The following is a 15,051-nucleotide window of genomic DNA, read 5'->3' on the forward strand; positions in this document are numbered from 1 at the left end:
CCGCACACCGGCGCCACGAACGGCCTGCGCCGCGGCGGGGATCCGCTCGCGACCACAGCACATCCACGACACGAACGGGGTACCGGCATGCGCGACAGGACCGGTCTCATCGGCGTAATCATCGGCGTACTCACCCTTGTCACCTGGGTGTCCGCGCCGTCGGCCCTGGCGACCGAGCGAACACCCGCCACCACCGCTCCACGAGCCGACGAAGGGTGCGCCGTCCTGGCACCGGGCGCCTCCGCGGCGGCCGAGCAGGCGATCACGGCGGCCTGTGCGCAGGTGGCGGCAGGGGTCTGGTACAGCTGGGGCGGCGGCCACGGCGCGCAGCCCGGCGCCACCTACGGCCAGGTCGACCCGACCGACCCGGCCAGCGAACACGACCCGGAGCAGCGCGGTTTCGACTGCTCGGGGCTGGTGCGCTACGCCTACGCACAGGCCGCCGGGTCCGACATCCTCAACGGCGACGCCAGCGCCCAGTACTACACGCCCCGCGCCGCCGCCCGCTTCACGGCCGCTCAGGGTCTCGCCCCGCTGCTCCCCGGCGACCTGCTCGCCTGGGGCACGTCGCAGGACCTCCACCACATCGCGATCTACCTGGGCGCGGGCAAGATGGTCGAGGCACGGCAGTCGGGCACGAAACTGATGGTCAGTAATGTCCGCCTGAACGGCGACTACTTCGGGGCGTTGCGCGTCAACACCGGTGCGGTGACCGGGCATGTGCTCCACACGTGGGGCACCGGTGTCTGGACGAAGGACCAGCCGTCCACGAAGGCGACACGGGTGTACGCCTTCCCGGGTCCGACCACGATCCGGGTCGAGTGCCAGAAGCACGCGGAACTCGTCACCGTCGACGGATACACCAACGACGCCTGGTCCTATCTGCCCGACTACCGGGCCTGGGTCACCAACATCTACATCCAGGGCCCGGCCTGGCTCGACGGCGTGCCCACCTGCGCGTCCTGAACCGAGTGACGACGGCAGCGCAAGCTGCCCGGCGCGGCGCCCGCGAGGGCGCCGCGCCGCGCCGCCTCGCCCACGACGCCGTGTGCGCATCGGTCCGGCTCTACAGCGTCGGCACGTGCCGGGCCGCCGTAGAGTACCGGCCCGTGACCGCGACCACCTACCTCACCCGAGCAGACCTGACCGCTCTCCTCGATTCCGTCCGGGGTTCCGCCGCACGTCTGGCTGCCGGTCTCGGCGAGCTGACAGACCTTCAGGCCCGCGAGCCGTCCGCGTTGGCCGACTGGAGCCGAGGACACGTCATCACCCATGTCGCGCGCAGCGCTGACGCCTACCGGTGGCTGCTCCACCTGGCCCGCACCGGCATCGAGCCCGGGCCCCGCGCCGACGGCCCTGCCTTGGCGCGCGCACTGCGCGACGGGGCTGGACGCGACGCCGCCACGCTCGTCGCCGATCTGCACGACAGCATGGACCGGCTGCTCGACGAGGCCACCGCCATGCCCACCGGGCGCTGGTCCACCCTGGTCACCGCCCTGGCCGGCTGGCGCCACCCCGCATGGTTCACCCTCCACCGCGCGCGACGCGAACTCGAAATCCACCACGCCGATCTGTCCCTCGGCCACACCACCGCCGACTGGCCCGTCGACTTCGTCGTCTGGGCTCTCGACGACACCGTCGCCGCGTTGACCGCACGTGACTTCCCCCTCGCGCGGATCGAGGCCCCCGACCTCGACCGTGCCTGGTCCCTCGCTCCGACCGGCCAGACGGTCACCGGTTCGGGCCATGCCCTCCTCGCCTGGCTCTCCGGCCGTGGCGGGGACACGGCCCTCCGCTCGGAGCTGCCGCTGCCGACCCCACCGGCGTGGCCGCTCCCTCCGGCCCCTGGCTGGTCCTGAGGCACGCCCTGGTCACGGCATGCCGGGCCGCTTCCGGCAGTGGCGTGCGACGCCTTCCGCGAAGGCGCGGGCGAGCGGGGAGAGGGCGTCCCAGCGACGCACCGCCCAGCCCGCGGCGAGCGGCGGGAGCGCGGGGATCGGGATCAGCCGCAGGTCCGGATGTCCGGGGCCGCTCCAGTCGGGCAACGTCGGGACGACGGCATGACCGAGCCCCAGCTCGGCGAGCAGGATGGCCGTGTCCCAGTCGGTGACACTGGTGTCGAAGACCGGCCGGATCCCGGACTCGGCGAGCCAGGAGCTGAGTTGGGCGCGCGCGGTCGAGTTCTCCGGGAGCCCGATGAGCCGGGCGTCCTGCAGATCGGCTGGCTCGATGAACGCTCTGCCCGCCAGCGGGTCCCGCGCTGTGACGGCGAGCGCCCAGGGGAGCTCGACGACGGGGTGCTGCTCGGCGGAACGGATCGAGGGCCCGAGGGTGACCCAGGCGAGGTCGGCGCTGCCGGCGGCGAGGGCGTCGAAGCAGCCACGGCTGGAGGGTTCGGTCTGGAACTCCAGGCTGGCCTGGGGAAAGCGCCGACGGAAGTCGACGACCGCGGCAGCCATGAAGTGCCGGACGGTGGTGGCCCCGGTGGTGACCCGTACCGATCCGCCGTCCTCGTGCGCGAGTTCCTCCAACTGCCGCAGGGCGTGGTCGATGCACCCGAGACCGTCCGTGACCGCCGAGTGCAGCCGTCTCCCTGCGGGGGTCGGTACGACGCCCCGTGGCCGGCGCTCCAGCAGACTGAGGCCGATCTCGCGCTCGAGCCGCTTCACATGCTGGCTGACCGCGGACTGTGTGCAGGTCAGATCGCGGGCGGCTGCGCTCAGGGAGCCGGTTCGGCAGACCACGGCGAAGACGCGAAGATCGTCGAGTGTCACGAGACCCAAGGTATTGCTTGGGGTCTCCCCAGCAAACCCCTGGATTGACTTGGGGTTCCAGGGGGCTTGATCATCGATGCAGGGCCCAGGGCGGCAACCCGCCCGTGCTTCCACCGCGGTCCGGACGCGCGGAGGCAGGGCGGGTGCCGACCCACAACACATCGTTCTCCCAAGGACAGGAGCCCACATGAGCACTTCCCATCCGACGGTGGCCGTCCTCGGCCCGGGCGGCATCGGCGCCCTGGTCGGCGGGCTGCTGGCCCGCGACGGGCACCGCGTCGTCTGCCTGGCCGGCGAGGCGACCGCGGCCGTACTGCGCCGGGAGGGTCTACGCATCGAGAGCACGCCGTACGGTGGGTTCACCGCGCCGGTGGAGGCCGACACCCAACTGCGCGAGCCGGTGGACGTACTGTTCGTGACGGTCAAACAGACCGCCCTCGTGGCGGCGCTCGACCGTGTGCCGCCCCACGTCCTCGGCGATGCGGTCGTGATTCCGTTGCTCAACGGCCTGGACCACCTCGCCGTGATCCGCTCGCGCTACCCGAAGGCCCGGGTCGTCGCCGGGACGATCAGGGTAGAGGCCACCCGCACCGCACCCGGACACATCGTCCACACCAGCCCCTTCGCCGACATCGAACTGGCCGGTCTGGTCCTGGAGTTGACGGACAGTCTGCGCCGCTCCGGTCTCGGCGTGTCCCTGCGCGACGACGAGAGCGCGATGCTCTGGGACAAGCTCACCTTCCTCGCGCCCTTCGCCCTGCTGACCACCTGCCACCGGACCGATGTCGGTACCGTCCGCACGGAGCATCGAGCAGAACTGCTCGCCGTCCTCGACGAGATCACCGCCGTGGCACAGGCGGCGGGCGCCGCCGCGTCCACCGATGCCGTGCTCTCGTTCTTCGACCGCGCTCCGCAGACGATGAAGTCCTCGATGCAACGCGACGCCGAGGCCGGACGCCCGCTCGAACTCGACGCCATCGGCGGAGCCGTCCTGCGCGCAGCAGCCGCCCATGGCGTCGACACCCCGGTCACGGCACGCCTGGTGGCGCAGGTGGCTCGCGCGGCACGTCAGGAGGTGTGATGCAGCCCCCTCCCCCACCCGACGGACATCCTCCTGCGGGCGGCCCCGACGGCGCGCCGGACCGGCCGGAGATCACAAGCTTTCTGGCCGCCCGAGGCGCGGACCGGATGCCCCACCCCGGGGGCACGCTTCTGCAACACCTGGTCCGCGTGGCACGGCTGTTGAACCAATGGGGCGCCGAACCGGACGTGCAGGTCGCGGGGCTGTGTCACGCGTCGTACGGAACCGCCGGGTTCGATCAGACACTGCTGAGCACCACCGAGCGCCCCGTGCTCGCCGAGCTGATCGGCGACCGCGCCGAGAAGCTGGTCCACCTCTACGCGAGCTGCGACCGAGGTGTCGTGTACCCGCGCCTGTCCGAAGCACGGCCGGTCGTCTTCCGCGACCGCTTCACGGACGCTGAATACACACCGCCTGAGCCCGACATACGCGCGTTCTTGGAGATCACGGCCGCGAACGAGCTCGACGTGCTGACACACAACGCCGAACTGGCACAGCGCTACGGCCCGGACCTGTACGGGCTGTTCGCCGACACACGGGACCTGCTGTCCCCTGCGGCGTGGCAGTCGTGCGCGGAGTTGGCACCGTCCGCCGACCGGAGTGCGTGAACCTGAGAGGAACTTGACCACCCAGGAGAAATGAAGTTCACCTTCTGACGCCGTTCCGAGCATGATTCCCCCGTGCATGAGATCAGGGACCATCGGGGACAGGCGCGCTACACGCTGACGGACGGGGAGCAAGGCCATGTCTGGGGTGTGTGCGCCGAGGCGGACGGGCTGTTCGGGCACCCCCGACGGGGGACGTACGAACTGTTCGGCTGGGTTTCGGAAGGTGCCGAGGCACGTGGCGCCTGGATGGGCAGCCATCTGTGGCTGGTCCCGGAGGACCAGGCACTGGAACCCTGGCTCCTGGAGGACACGGAGAGCCATGAGCGGAGCCCCGGCGCGGACGGTCTGGTGCTCACCGCTCTGGACGACTACGAGGGTCCGCCCGAGGGATACCGGGGCTTCGTCCGGGTCCACGACGAGTACCGATGGCTGGGCTCCTGCCAGGAATTCACCCGTATCGTGCCGTCCGAGCAGCCCGCGCCTCCGCTCGTCCTGCGTGGTCTCGCCCCGGGTGAGGAACTGCGGCGGGCGCTGGTGAAGGGCACACGGCGGGCGCTGGACCTGGAGCAGGTCGCCTTGGAGCTACGGGACGATCGGGGGGAGCCCCTCACCCAACTGCTGCTGTGGTCCACCATCCGCGGCTGGCGCCCATCTGCCCACGGTAGGGATCTGATCGACCTGGAACTGGACGGCGAGCAGTTCGCACCCGTCCCCGAATACGCACGTTCCCTCTGGGAGCGGTGGCTTGCCGGGCCGCCGGGCACCCTCGGCACCTGGTCGGACCTCGACACACGGGAACGCGATGCCTGGCTCGACCTCGTCCGGCGGCGGATCTGCCGACGCGAGCGCCACGACCGGCCGGCCGGTCACGCCTACGAGCTCGACGGCCGGCACATCACCGATGTCCCTGGCCTCTACCTGGCACTCGGCGAGGCGGTGAACGGTCCGGGTGGCTACTTCGGCGGCTGCCTGGCCGCCCTCGACGACTGTCTGCGCGGCACCTTCGGCTACACCGCCCCCGCAACCCTGCTCTGGCGAAACTCCGCGACCGCGCGCGAGCACCTGTCCCGAAAGCTCACACCGGACGGCCGTCACTTCGACCTGTTCACCGAGACCCTCGACGCCCTGGCCGATGGCGGGATGCGCGTCACCCTGGCGTGACGCGCGACCGGGTCGAGCGTCGCGGCGCCCGAGTCCGGACCAAGCGAGTCGACGCCATCGGCCCATGGGTAAACCTTCGGACCCGACCTGATCAACTCGCCTGCACATCGGCTGAACCGGTGAGCTAGTGTCCTGGTGCTCGCGCCAGTCCTCCGAAGGAGAGCCATGTCCTTTCCCCAGCTTCCCCAGCCTGCGCCGGGTGAAGTGCTGTTGATCTGCACGTGCTACGAGGAGGACAAGGCCCTGTGGGGCAGTCTGCTCGACGAGATCGGGGGCCGCCGAGAAGACGACGTACTCGTTCTCGGGGACAGCGGGGTGCGGCTCCACCTGGTCGAAGGCAGCGGGTGGAACTACCTGCACGGCGGTAACGTGCCGGCGCTCGTCCCGGGCTCCGACCTTCTGCCGCCGGTCGTCGTCCTGGCGGACATCCCTGTGGTGTACGGCGGGGACGGGCCGTTGCTGGTGGACCTGGGGGCGATACCCGGACGCGGCGTCCGGATTCCGTCGGCACGGCTCGACGAGACCCTGGCGGCTCTGCTGGGCGGCACGCTCACATTCGACGACCTGGTGCGCGACATGGACAGGTACGGCAAGTACCAGGGGGACGGTGGCCGCCCGGCCTTCCCCGCGCCGACGACGCCGGCCCGCCGGTCCTTCCCGGTACTGCCCTCCACCGACGCGGTCCTGCTGGTCCGAACCTCCTTCGACGACGAGGACGGCTGGCGCGCCCTGCTCGACGAGTTGGGCGGTGCCGACGAGAGCGGCTGGGTCGGCTCGGACGTGGACGTCGACGAAGTCGACCCGGACGAGTTCCCACTGACGGCGCTGGTCGTCGACGACCGAGCCTTCGAGGGCCTCACGCCAGGCCAGGTCCCGGCACTGGTCCCGCCCAAGGAGCACACCACACTCGTCGCGCTCGCCGACGCCAGGACGTTTGCGGAGCCGGGCCGCCCCCTGACCGCCGTCGACTTGTACGACATCCCGGGACAGCCCGCCGTCCTTCCGTGCCGCAACGTCGGATCGATGGCGTGCAATCTGGACATCAGCAACATGGACTTCCACGAATTCGTCGCCGAGGAGGGCGTCGAGCCGTGGTGGGAGGAGTGATCGGCTGAGCCGAAGCCCGACAGCTGTCACTCAGGCAGGTCTGCTGCCACCCATCACCTGCCTGGGTGCACAAGGCGCGCGCGAAGAGTGTCAGTGGCGTCGGGTTGGATGCCCTCATGACTGTTCATGATGTAGCCCGATCACTTCCCGACGTCCCGGTGCTTCGGGATCTTTGTCGGTCGATGGCCATGGTTGAGGCGGTGCTCAATCCGGATGGTGAGCGCTACTACTCGTTCAGCGCGAAGTGGTCGGAGACGGAGGAGATCGCGTCGATGCGCAACGGCTCCGGCGACGAGTTCGACGTCATCTTCTCCGAGGCGGGTGTGTATGTCCGGGGGTTCGACCACGAGTCGCCGATGAGTCCCCATGTCAACGGCGTCCCGTGGCCGGGGGTCGCGGACTCGGTTCCCCGGGTCTTCGCGCACCACGTCCTGGAGCCGGCTTTCACGGACGGGGGCATCCCCAGCGTGACCGCCTGCCTGTGGCGGGAGGCGGGGAGCGATCGGTGGGCAGCGGGAGAGATCGACTTCCCCGAGGGGTATCAGGACCCCGATGGGGCCGACTGGCTGTTCGACTTGCTCACCACCCCCACGCCGGAAAAGTTCAAGGAGTTCGCCGAGGACTACTACGAAATACCTGTGAACATCGCCGCAGTGCGCCGGGTGTACGACCTCCGCCCACTCGACCGGAAAACGGTCCGTGCCCTGAACAGCACCGTGTCCCTGAGCACCGTCGCGGCTGCGGCCGCCGAGATCGGCTACGCCACCGACTTGTCCGCCTGACACGCCTTGATGGCCTTGACCATGGTCGTCCACAGATGGAGCCAGTGCCCGGCGGGGATGTCGTAGAGCGACGGCAATCCCGCGCCGGTGGCGGCGTGTTCGCCCTTCACGGGCACAAGTACCGCGGGGAACTACTATGCGGCACTGTCCTCCGAGACGGCTGAGCGGGCCGCAAGCTCAGCGGCGGTCCTTCTGCGAACGGATCGCGCCGTCGTCACCCAGGCATACACCGTGTACAGGGCCGGCACTCCGAGACTCACCGGCCAGATGTAGCCCATGCCCAGCCGGAGGAAGACGAACAGCGCCACCGTCCACGGCAGGACGGTCACGAACGGGACCCAGCCAGGGCGCATGCGCAGGCCACCGATCGCCGTGTCTGCCGCCAGGGGGGACATCGTCCGGTCGAGCCCCTTGTCCCGGAGCAGTTCGAGGAAAGCCGCTGTCTGCTGCTCGTTCAAAGCAGCGACCGGCAAGCCCATGGCCATCTGCGGTGACACGCGCAGCACCCAGAAGTCACCGACACGCGAGACACTCCGGAACGTCGTCCACGTCCGGGACGTGGACCGGTCCGCGCCCTGAGTTCGGTACTCCGTATCCGTCATGGTGACCGTGACCTCCCGCTCACCCGCCAGGTAGGGCGCCAGCTGGCGCCGGACCGAACGCTCGCGCAACAGGAAGAATCCCGCTCCCCAGAGCATCAATGCCGCGCCGAAAGGGGCAACGCCGCGAACCCCGGCGAGTCCGGCCGCGCACATGCCCCCGCCCACGACCAGAAGCCCGATGGTGATCACCAAGCGCTGGATGTACCCCCGCCGAGCACACGCCCGATAGGAGCGGAGCACCATCGCCGGAGTTGTGACGAAGGTGGTCGTTATCGGCATCTCGGCCACAATGGCTCCCGTTTCGCACGTGCCGGAGGAGAAACCCCTGCTCGGAGTGACCTTAACGGCTGTGTCACCGGCCGCAGGGAGCGGGGACGGGGCCACCGGGACGGAACGGCCCGCCCCCGACGATGTGCCGCGCCTCGACCGCCTTGACCGGGCGCACGATCAGCGCGACCCGCTGCTCCCCTCGGCATGGCCCGCGACTCGCTCCGGCACAGCGTGCCTACAGGTCGAACTCCACCTGCTCCACGTCGGTGAACTCCACCAGCAGGCCCTGGGCCCGGCGGCCGTGGTCCTTGAAGTAGATCTTCTGGAGGCCCTCGGCCGCGATGTCCCGTAGCTGCTGCTCGGTCCCGCCGGCGTCCTTGGTCTCGAAGAGGCGGGCGGCGTACTGCGGGGGCAGCGCCACGGTGAGGTGGCGCAGCCGGGCGTCGTCGGTGGTGCCGGGGGCGGCGGAGTAGCCGAACCGGGCGCTGGTGTCGATGACGATGCCGCCGGTGGTGGCCGCGGCCTCCTTGGCCTTGGCGCGGATCTGCGGCTGCCACCGCTTCCTGACCTCACGCTCTATGCGCTGCGCCAACTCCGGCCGTGACCTTTTGATCTGGTCCTTCACATACCGCTCGACGGTGCGCTGGGTGACGCCGAGCAGCTCGGCCACCGCCCTGGTGCCCTTGAGCTGCCGGACCAGATATCGCATCTGCGCACCCGCGCTCTTCGGGATCGGGCGTGTGAACGCCTTCTGCAGTACGGAGTCGAGACCGTCCCCGACCGTGTCCATCGGTCCTCGTCCCCTACTCTCCGTCGTCCTTGGCGGTGACCTCGCCCGTGTTGATGTACCGGGCGAGGCTGAGGACCTCGCCGTACTGCTCGCGCACTTCCTCCGCCCACAGGGTGGTCTGGGTGCCCTCGTGCTTGACCATCCCAGGCGACACCCCCAGCCGGAAGGAGCCGGGCACGGTCTTGCCGTCGGCGTCGTACGGCAGGACGTCCAGCGGGGACGGACCGGTGGCTGCGTACACGGCGCAGTCGGACAGGACCGCCACCGGGTACCGGCCGGTGGCCGCGGCAAGGGCCACCATCTTGCGGTGCATGTTGATACGGGCCCGGGCGATGACGACCGCGCGGATGTCCGGCCGCCATGTCGGCCGTGCGAGGGCAGGCCATGCCTGAGCCGGCTTCCAGCCGCCGCCGCGCGCCCGCTCACGCAGTTTGCCGATACCGCCCTTCACCGTGGACTTGACGGCGTCCAGCACGATCGCCGTCTCCGGGTCACGCTGCTTGCAGCCGTCCATGGCCTGGAGGAACTGCTGCGGGGGCAGCGACTCGTCCACGCCCAGGTCGCCCATCGTGTCGACGTAGGCGTTGCGCAAGCGCTTGTACCAGCCGTCCAGGAACCTGCCCTTCTCCCGCCGCACCCAGGCCTCGATCGGGGCGACCTCGTAACCGAGTTCCACCGCGTACGCCACCGTAGGGGTCGCGTACCAGGCCGGGCCCGTCGGCCGGTCGCCGGTCGGGGTGAACGGGCTGGGCAGCAAAGCGCCTTCCAGTCGCCGCCACTTCTTGCCGACCAGGACATGGGAGAGGTCGACGTGGGACAGGTCGACCAGCCATGCCCCGGGCAGCGTCGGGTCGAAGGTGGGGTTGGTGACGTGCACGGGCGGGGTCGCCAGTCCGACGACCGCGCCGTTGGCAGCGGCGCCGAAGGCGAGGTTGACGTCGATGCCGACCAGGAACCGCTGCATGCACTCCGCGTCGGTCAGTTCCCGGGCCCAGTCGTACGCTTCCTCGAACAGCATCTCCGCGGGTCCCCGCTGGTGGAAGCGGGGCAGGTCGGCGAGCAGCGGGTGACCGTCGGGTGCCTCGCACGGCGCGCAGTCGATCGGGTGCTCGCCCAGTGAGCCGGGCCGGTGCTCCTTGTGCCGCTTGCCGCTCGCGTCCGGCTCGCTCGCGCGGGTGGGCGGGTTGAGGGCGGTCATCAGCTCCAGGCCGGTGACGGCGGTGGAGCCCCGCGGCGTCATCACCCGGGTCGCGTAGGTGGCCAGCAGCCGGGCGAGTTCCGCCGCGTCGAGCTGCGCGGCGTGGCCCCAGGTGCGGGTGTCGAGCGCGTTCCACGACGGGATGCACAGCTGCACACACTGTCGCACCCGGCCCTGGGCAGGGCGGTAGATCCGCGCCCAGGGTCCGAACCCGCGCTTCGTCAATTGCCAGTCGGCGCGGTCCAGTTACTTGAGGACCTTGTGTCCGTCCGAGAGCCGTCCGGCGAGCCGCTCGGAGTCCGGCAGCGCGGCCGGGAGCCCGTATCGCTCGCAGGCGGCCGCGGTGAGCACCAGCAGCGGGTCGGCGTCCTTGCCGGAGGCATGCAGCTTCGCGGCCCCCAGCTGTGCCTCCTTCAGCGTCCACTCCACCAGCGCGGGCAGCGACTTGGCGGGTACGTCCAGGACCAGGCCGCCGATGCCGTAACCGGTGACCAGGCGGTCGTCGTCGGCGTCGATCACGAGCAAGGGGCCGTTGCCGAACCGGTCGGTTCCGGTCACCGGGGCGTTGGCCGGTGTCGCCTGCTTGCCGATCGGGCGGCGCGACGCCGGCGACGGCGTAGTGGCGACCGCGAAACCCGCCCCAACGGCACCAACGGCGGGGCGGGGTGCAGTGGTCCCGGAAGAAGCCGTGGCCGCAGCCTCACGTGCCCGGTCTCGGGGCACAGTGCGCGCCTCTACCGCCGGAGCGGGCGCGCGGTCGGTGGTCTCGGGCGTCGCGCCGATGGCGGCAGGCGCGGGGTCGGCCGGGGCGGGGTCGGCCGGGGCGGGGTACATCGCGGCGAGTTGCTTGAGCAGACGCGCGTAGGCGTCGCGCTCCGGCGGCCGCGGTTCGGTCTTACCGGACCCCCAGCCGGACACCGTCGCCCGCCGTACCTTCAGCGCCCCTGCCACCTCGTCCAGAGTCAGCCCATGGGCCTAACGCAGCCGCTTGCGCTCCTCCGGCGGCGGCAACGGGGACCGGGACGCCACCAGCGCGTCGACCGCGTCGAACAGCTCGGACATCAGCACCTCCCGCGCGCCATCCTACGTCGCGCGGCGTACGGATCGCGTACGTTCGCCGTGCGTTTCGCGTGCGCGCTCTCGGCCTGACGGGCGCGGGCACGCGGGAAGCCCTACCACGGCTGCCGGATGCCCGGTCAGAGCCAGCTGTCCGGTCTCCGCGAAGTCCGGGCAGTCTCAGAGATCTCCGGGCATCCAACCAACGTCCCGCACAAGTCCGGGCACGGTTCGATGTCTGTGCTGGTCCGAGTATTGCGGCGCTCGCAGCTCGGCGTGGCGGACGAGCTGCTACCCGGACTTCTCCAAGACGCCGGACGAGCAAGGTGTCTCACTCAAGTCCGGGTACCGCAGGTCGGAGGAACGCCGTACCCGGAGATACCCGAGACCGGACACCAGCCGTTGCGTTTGAACCCGCGGTAGATGACGGCGCAGACCACGACGATCACGCCCAGCGCGAGGGGGTAGCCGAAGCGCCAGTGCAGCTCGGGCATGTACTCGAAGTTCATGCCGTACATACCGGTGACCATGGTGGGTACGGCGATGACCGCGGCCCAGGCGGTGATCTTGCGGGCGTCGTCGTTCTGGGCGACCGCGACCTGCGCCAGGTGGGCCTGGAGAATCGAGTCGAGCAGGGCGTCGAAGCCGGTGATCTGCTCGGTGACTCGGGCGAGATGGTCGGCGACGTCACGGAAGTACGCGCGTATCTCCGGGTCGACGGTGCGCGGCGGAGTCGTGGAGAGCACATCCAGCGGACGGCCGAGCGGGACCACCGCCCGCTTCAGCTCCAGGAGTTCACGCTTGAGCTGGTAGATACGGCCCGCGTCGGCGGTCTTGATGCCGTTCGGTGAGAAGACCTCGGTCTCGACCTCGTCGATGTCCTCCTGGACGTCGTCGGCGACGGTCACGTAGTCGTCGACGACGTGGTCGGCGATCGCGTGCAGCACCGCGGAGGGGCCCTTGGCCAGTTGCTCGGGTTCGGCCTCGAGGTCCTCGCGGAGCGGGCCGAGGGAGCCATGGCGTCCGTGGCGGACGGTGACGACGAAGTCGGGGCCGATGAAGACCATGATCTCGCCGGTGTCGACGACCTCGCTGGTCGCGGTCAGGCGCTCGTGCTCGACGTAGGTGACCGTCTTGAGGACGGTGAACAACACGTCGTCGTACTGCTCCAGCTTGGGCCGCTGGTGAGCCTGCACCACGTCCTCGACGGCGAGCGGGTGCAGGCCGAACAACTCGGCGACGCGCGCGAACTCCGCCTCGCTGGGCTCGTGCAGGCCGAGCCAGACGAAGCCGTCACCGTGTTTGCGGACCCGGGCGAGGGACTCCTCGACGGTGGGGGCGGTCTCCTGGCGGACGCCGTCGCGGTAGATGACGCAGTTGACGACGGCCGAGCCGAGCGGGGAGCGGGCGGGGTGGCTGAGGTCGACGCGACGGCGGTTGCGACGCGTCAGGCTGGCCACTTTGCGCAGGTTGCCGACCATGGACATAGGGGTGCTCTCCTTCGCCGGGTCCGCGCAGTGTGCCAGCAGCGGGTAAGGACCGGGTCAAAGCCGGTGCCTGCGGCGGAATGAGCGGTGACCGGGAGGCGCACGCCGACCACGCCGGCGCTGACGGCGCTCACGGGCGGGGGCCGAAGGTCAGGGGCTGTGCAGACCTCTTGATGACGCGAGGCCTCAGCCACACCAACGGTTAACATATTTGCATGGAAGCGCAAGTAGCGTCGTGGGACGAGGAGCGGGCCAAGCGGTCGGTGGCGGTGCTCAAGGCGGTGGCCGACCCCTCGCGCTACCGGCTGCTGTGGGCGCTGAGCGAACGGGAGCTGCCGGTCAGCCACCTGGCCGAGCTGATCGAGGCGCATGTCGCGGCCACCTCCCAGCACCTGGCGAAGCTGCGTTCTGCGGGGCTGGTGACCTCTCGGCGCGAGGGCACGCGCATCTTCTACCGGGCCGCCGGTCCGCAGGTGCGGGCACTGCTGGAGAGTGCGGTGCTGGCATCGGACGAGGTGGTGGCCGCAGGGGGGACGGAAGCGGCGACGGCACGTGAAGCGGCCGCCGTGCAGGAACAGGACGCCCCGGCACGGTTGACCAGGGTGCGGCGGACCGCCGCCGAACACTGAGACCGGCGCCTCTGCGCCGGCTCAGGCCTGCTCTTCGCCGGTCAGGGCCAGGCGCATGTCGTCGTTCGCGTCGATCTCATCGTGCTCTTCGTTCGCGTCGCTCTCATCGAGGTGGTACTCCTGCGGCTCGGCGTCGTAGGCGTACAGCCCGGCGTAGCGTCCCCAGTCGGTGGCCGTCTCCAGCTGGCGGGTGACCTGCTCGGTGGTGAAGTGGTGGGCCAGCAGATCGCGGAAGAAACCGGCGCGGAGACTGCCGCCGGAGTTCTGCCGCAGGCTGTTGGCGATCAGCGTGACCAGTGGGGCGTGCCGGACCGCCTCGGCGAAGATCTTCTTCGACTTCTGGACATCCGCGTCCGCGAACGCGGTACCCGTGTCCGTCAGGAGCAGGTCGTCCCCGCTGAGACGGGTGAAGCCGAGCAGGTCCAGGGCATCGACCTGAGGCATCAGATCGTCGATCTCCAGGCCGAGTTCGTCGGCGAGGTCGGCCAGATCGCAACGGCCGCCCCGGTGGAGCACCATCTCCGCGAGCCCCGAGAGTCCGTCCACGCTCGCCGGGGGCAGCGGGGTGTTGGCCGGGGTGCGCTTCTCCAGCTCGGCCGGCTCGTGGCGACCGGGGACACGGCCCTCCTTCTGGCGTCCGGTCATGGTGCGGTACACACGGTTGATCAGCGCCTCGAAGGCGGCCGAGTCACGGTCCCGGGGGCGCTCCAGACCGACCTCGAAGACCTCGCGGATCGTTCCGTAGGGGCGGGCACCGAGGACCACGATCCGGTCGGCCATCAGCACGGCCTCCTCGATGTTGTGGGTGACCAGCACGATGGCGCGGGTCGGGAACTGGCCCGACTCCCACAGCTCCATCAACTCACCGCGCAGGTTCTCCGCCGTCAGCACGTCCAGGGCGGAGAACGGCTCGTCCATCATCAGCACGTCCGGTTCCACGACGAGGGCGCGGGCGAAGCCGACGCGCTGGCGCATGCCGCCGGACAGCTCCTTGGGGTAGGCGGACTCGAAGCCGTCCAGGCCGATGAGGTCGATGGCCTGCCGGGCGGCGTCCGCGCGCTCGGCGGCCGGGACTCCCTTGGCCTCCAGACCGAGCTCGACGTTCTGCTGCACGGTCAGCCACGGCAGCAGGGCGAACGTCTGGAAGACCATCGCCGTGCCCGGATTGGCGCCGGTCAGCGGCGTGCCCCTGTAGGTGACGGTGCCGGAACTGGCGGGCACCAGCCCGGCCAGGCAGCGCAGCAGCGTGGACTTGCCCGAGCCCGACTTGCCGAGCAGCGCGACCACTTCACCGGCGCGGACCTGGAGGTCGATACCGGACAGTACGGGCAGTTCGCCGTCGGCGCCGGCGTAGGACTTGGTCAGCTCGACGGTCTCCAGCAGCAGTTCGCCGTCGGCGGGGCGGCGAGGCCTGTCGGCCGTCAGGTGGGCGAGGCCGGCCCGGGCCTGCCGGTTCGTGCGAAGGCCGCGCAGCGCGTTCAGCACCATGGACGTGCTCCAAATGCT

14 protein-coding genes and 1 pseudogene are annotated in these 15,051 nt (G+C 70.3%); 8 read left to right on the forward strand and 7 right to left on the reverse strand.

Annotation, left to right across the window (positions count from 1 at the left end; translation table 11 throughout):
* Positions 1–87 precede the first annotated feature (87 nt).
* Together ACFYX0_RS27370 and ACFYX0_RS27375 are read left to right on the forward strand one after the other, a co-directional pair.
* The gene (locus ACFYX0_RS27370; RefSeq protein ID WP_388973946.1) at positions 88–966 is read left to right on the forward strand and encodes an NlpC/P60 family protein; all 879 of its coding nucleotides are present in this window, start codon (positions 88–90) and stop codon (positions 964–966) included.
* 5 nt (positions 967–971) lie between these two features.
* A complete protein-coding gene (locus tag ACFYX0_RS27375; protein WP_388973948.1) occupies positions 972–1,859 on the forward strand; it encodes a maleylpyruvate isomerase family mycothiol-dependent enzyme in 888 nt (295 codons plus the stop codon).
* A 12-nt stretch (positions 1,860–1,871) separates the two neighbouring features.
* Here ACFYX0_RS27375 and ACFYX0_RS27380 read toward each other — a convergent pair whose 3' ends face one another.
* Positions 1,872–2,774: a LysR family transcriptional regulator gene (locus tag ACFYX0_RS27380; protein WP_388973949.1), complete on the reverse strand. Its 903-nt coding sequence runs from the start codon at positions 2,772–2,774 to the stop codon at positions 1,872–1,874.
* 187 nt (positions 2,775–2,961) lie between these two features.
* Here ACFYX0_RS27380 and ACFYX0_RS27385 point away from each other — a divergent pair, with 187 nt between their 5' ends.
* From ACFYX0_RS27385 to ACFYX0_RS27405, 5 genes are all read left to right on the forward strand, one after another.
* Positions 2,962–3,855: a ketopantoate reductase family protein gene (locus ACFYX0_RS27385; RefSeq protein WP_388973951.1), complete on the forward strand. Its 894-nt coding sequence runs from the start codon at positions 2,962–2,964 to the stop codon at positions 3,853–3,855.
* On the forward strand, positions 3,855–4,463 hold the full coding sequence (locus tag ACFYX0_RS27390; RefSeq protein WP_388973953.1) for a DUF6817 domain-containing protein: 609 nt from the start codon (positions 3,855–3,857) through the stop codon (positions 4,461–4,463). The genes ACFYX0_RS27385 and ACFYX0_RS27390 overlap by 1 nt, the downstream gene beginning before the upstream one ends.
* Before the next feature lie 72 nt (positions 4,464–4,535).
* Positions 4,536–5,624: a barstar family protein gene (locus ACFYX0_RS27395; protein ID WP_388973955.1), complete on the forward strand. Its 1,089-nt coding sequence runs from the start codon at positions 4,536–4,538 to the stop codon at positions 5,622–5,624.
* A gap of 165 nt (positions 5,625–5,789) precedes the next feature.
* Entirely contained in the window at positions 5,790–6,731 is a 942-nt protein-coding gene (locus ACFYX0_RS27400) for a DUF6924 domain-containing protein (RefSeq protein WP_388973957.1), read from the forward strand.
* Between the two features lie 200 nt (positions 6,732–6,931).
* On the forward strand, positions 6,932–7,513 hold the full coding sequence (locus ACFYX0_RS27405; RefSeq protein WP_388973958.1) for a hypothetical protein: 582 nt from the start codon (positions 6,932–6,934) through the stop codon (positions 7,511–7,513).
* On the opposite strand, the gene ACFYX0_RS27410 is transcribed toward ACFYX0_RS27405, so the two are convergent.
* The 5 genes and pseudogenes from ACFYX0_RS27410 to ACFYX0_RS27430 all read right to left on the reverse strand — a co-directional run bounded on the left by ACFYX0_RS27410 (position 7,489) and on the right by ACFYX0_RS27430 (position 12,916).
* The gene (locus ACFYX0_RS27410) at positions 7,489–7,623 is read right to left on the reverse strand and encodes a hypothetical protein (protein WP_355920840.1); all 135 of its coding nucleotides are present in this window, start codon (positions 7,621–7,623) and stop codon (positions 7,489–7,491) included. The two genes, ACFYX0_RS27405 and ACFYX0_RS27410, sit on opposite strands and share 25 nt — an antisense overlap.
* Before the next feature lie 24 nt (positions 7,624–7,647).
* The gene (locus ACFYX0_RS27415) at positions 7,648–8,394 is read right to left on the reverse strand and encodes a hypothetical protein (RefSeq protein WP_388973960.1); all 747 of its coding nucleotides are present in this window, start codon (positions 8,392–8,394) and stop codon (positions 7,648–7,650) included.
* 226 nt (positions 8,395–8,620) lie between these two features.
* Positions 8,621–9,175: a telomere-protecting terminal protein Tpg gene (gene tpg / locus ACFYX0_RS27420; RefSeq protein WP_388973962.1), complete on the reverse strand. Its 555-nt coding sequence runs from the start codon at positions 9,173–9,175 to the stop codon at positions 8,621–8,623.
* Positions 9,176–9,188: 13 nt separating this feature from the next.
* Positions 9,189–11,435 (reverse strand): annotated as a pseudogene (gene tap / locus ACFYX0_RS27425) (telomere-associated protein Tap).
* A gap of 329 nt (positions 11,436–11,764) precedes the next feature.
* Positions 11,765–12,916: a magnesium and cobalt transport protein CorA gene (locus tag ACFYX0_RS27430; RefSeq protein WP_388973964.1), complete on the reverse strand. Its 1,152-nt coding sequence runs from the start codon at positions 12,914–12,916 to the stop codon at positions 11,765–11,767.
* 215 nt (positions 12,917–13,131) lie between these two features.
* Between ACFYX0_RS27430 and ACFYX0_RS27435 the strand changes: the two genes are divergently transcribed.
* Positions 13,132–13,545: an ArsR/SmtB family transcription factor gene (locus ACFYX0_RS27435; protein ID WP_388973966.1), complete on the forward strand. Its 414-nt coding sequence runs from the start codon at positions 13,132–13,134 to the stop codon at positions 13,543–13,545.
* 21 nt (positions 13,546–13,566) lie between these two features.
* On the opposite strand, the gene ACFYX0_RS27440 is transcribed toward ACFYX0_RS27435, so the two are convergent.
* Positions 13,567–15,033 carry a nitrate/sulfonate/bicarbonate ABC transporter ATP-binding protein gene (locus ACFYX0_RS27440; RefSeq protein ID WP_388973967.1) on the reverse strand — a complete coding sequence of 489 codons (1,467 nt, stop codon included), beginning with the start codon at positions 15,031–15,033 and terminating at the stop codon, positions 13,567–13,569.
* Positions 15,034–15,051: the final 18 nt, after the last annotated feature.

This window comes from Streptomyces sp. NPDC002573 (assembly GCF_042889625.1).
Classification (GTDB): domain Bacteria; phylum Actinomycetota; class Actinomycetes; order Streptomycetales; family Streptomycetaceae; genus Streptomyces; species Streptomyces gibsoniae.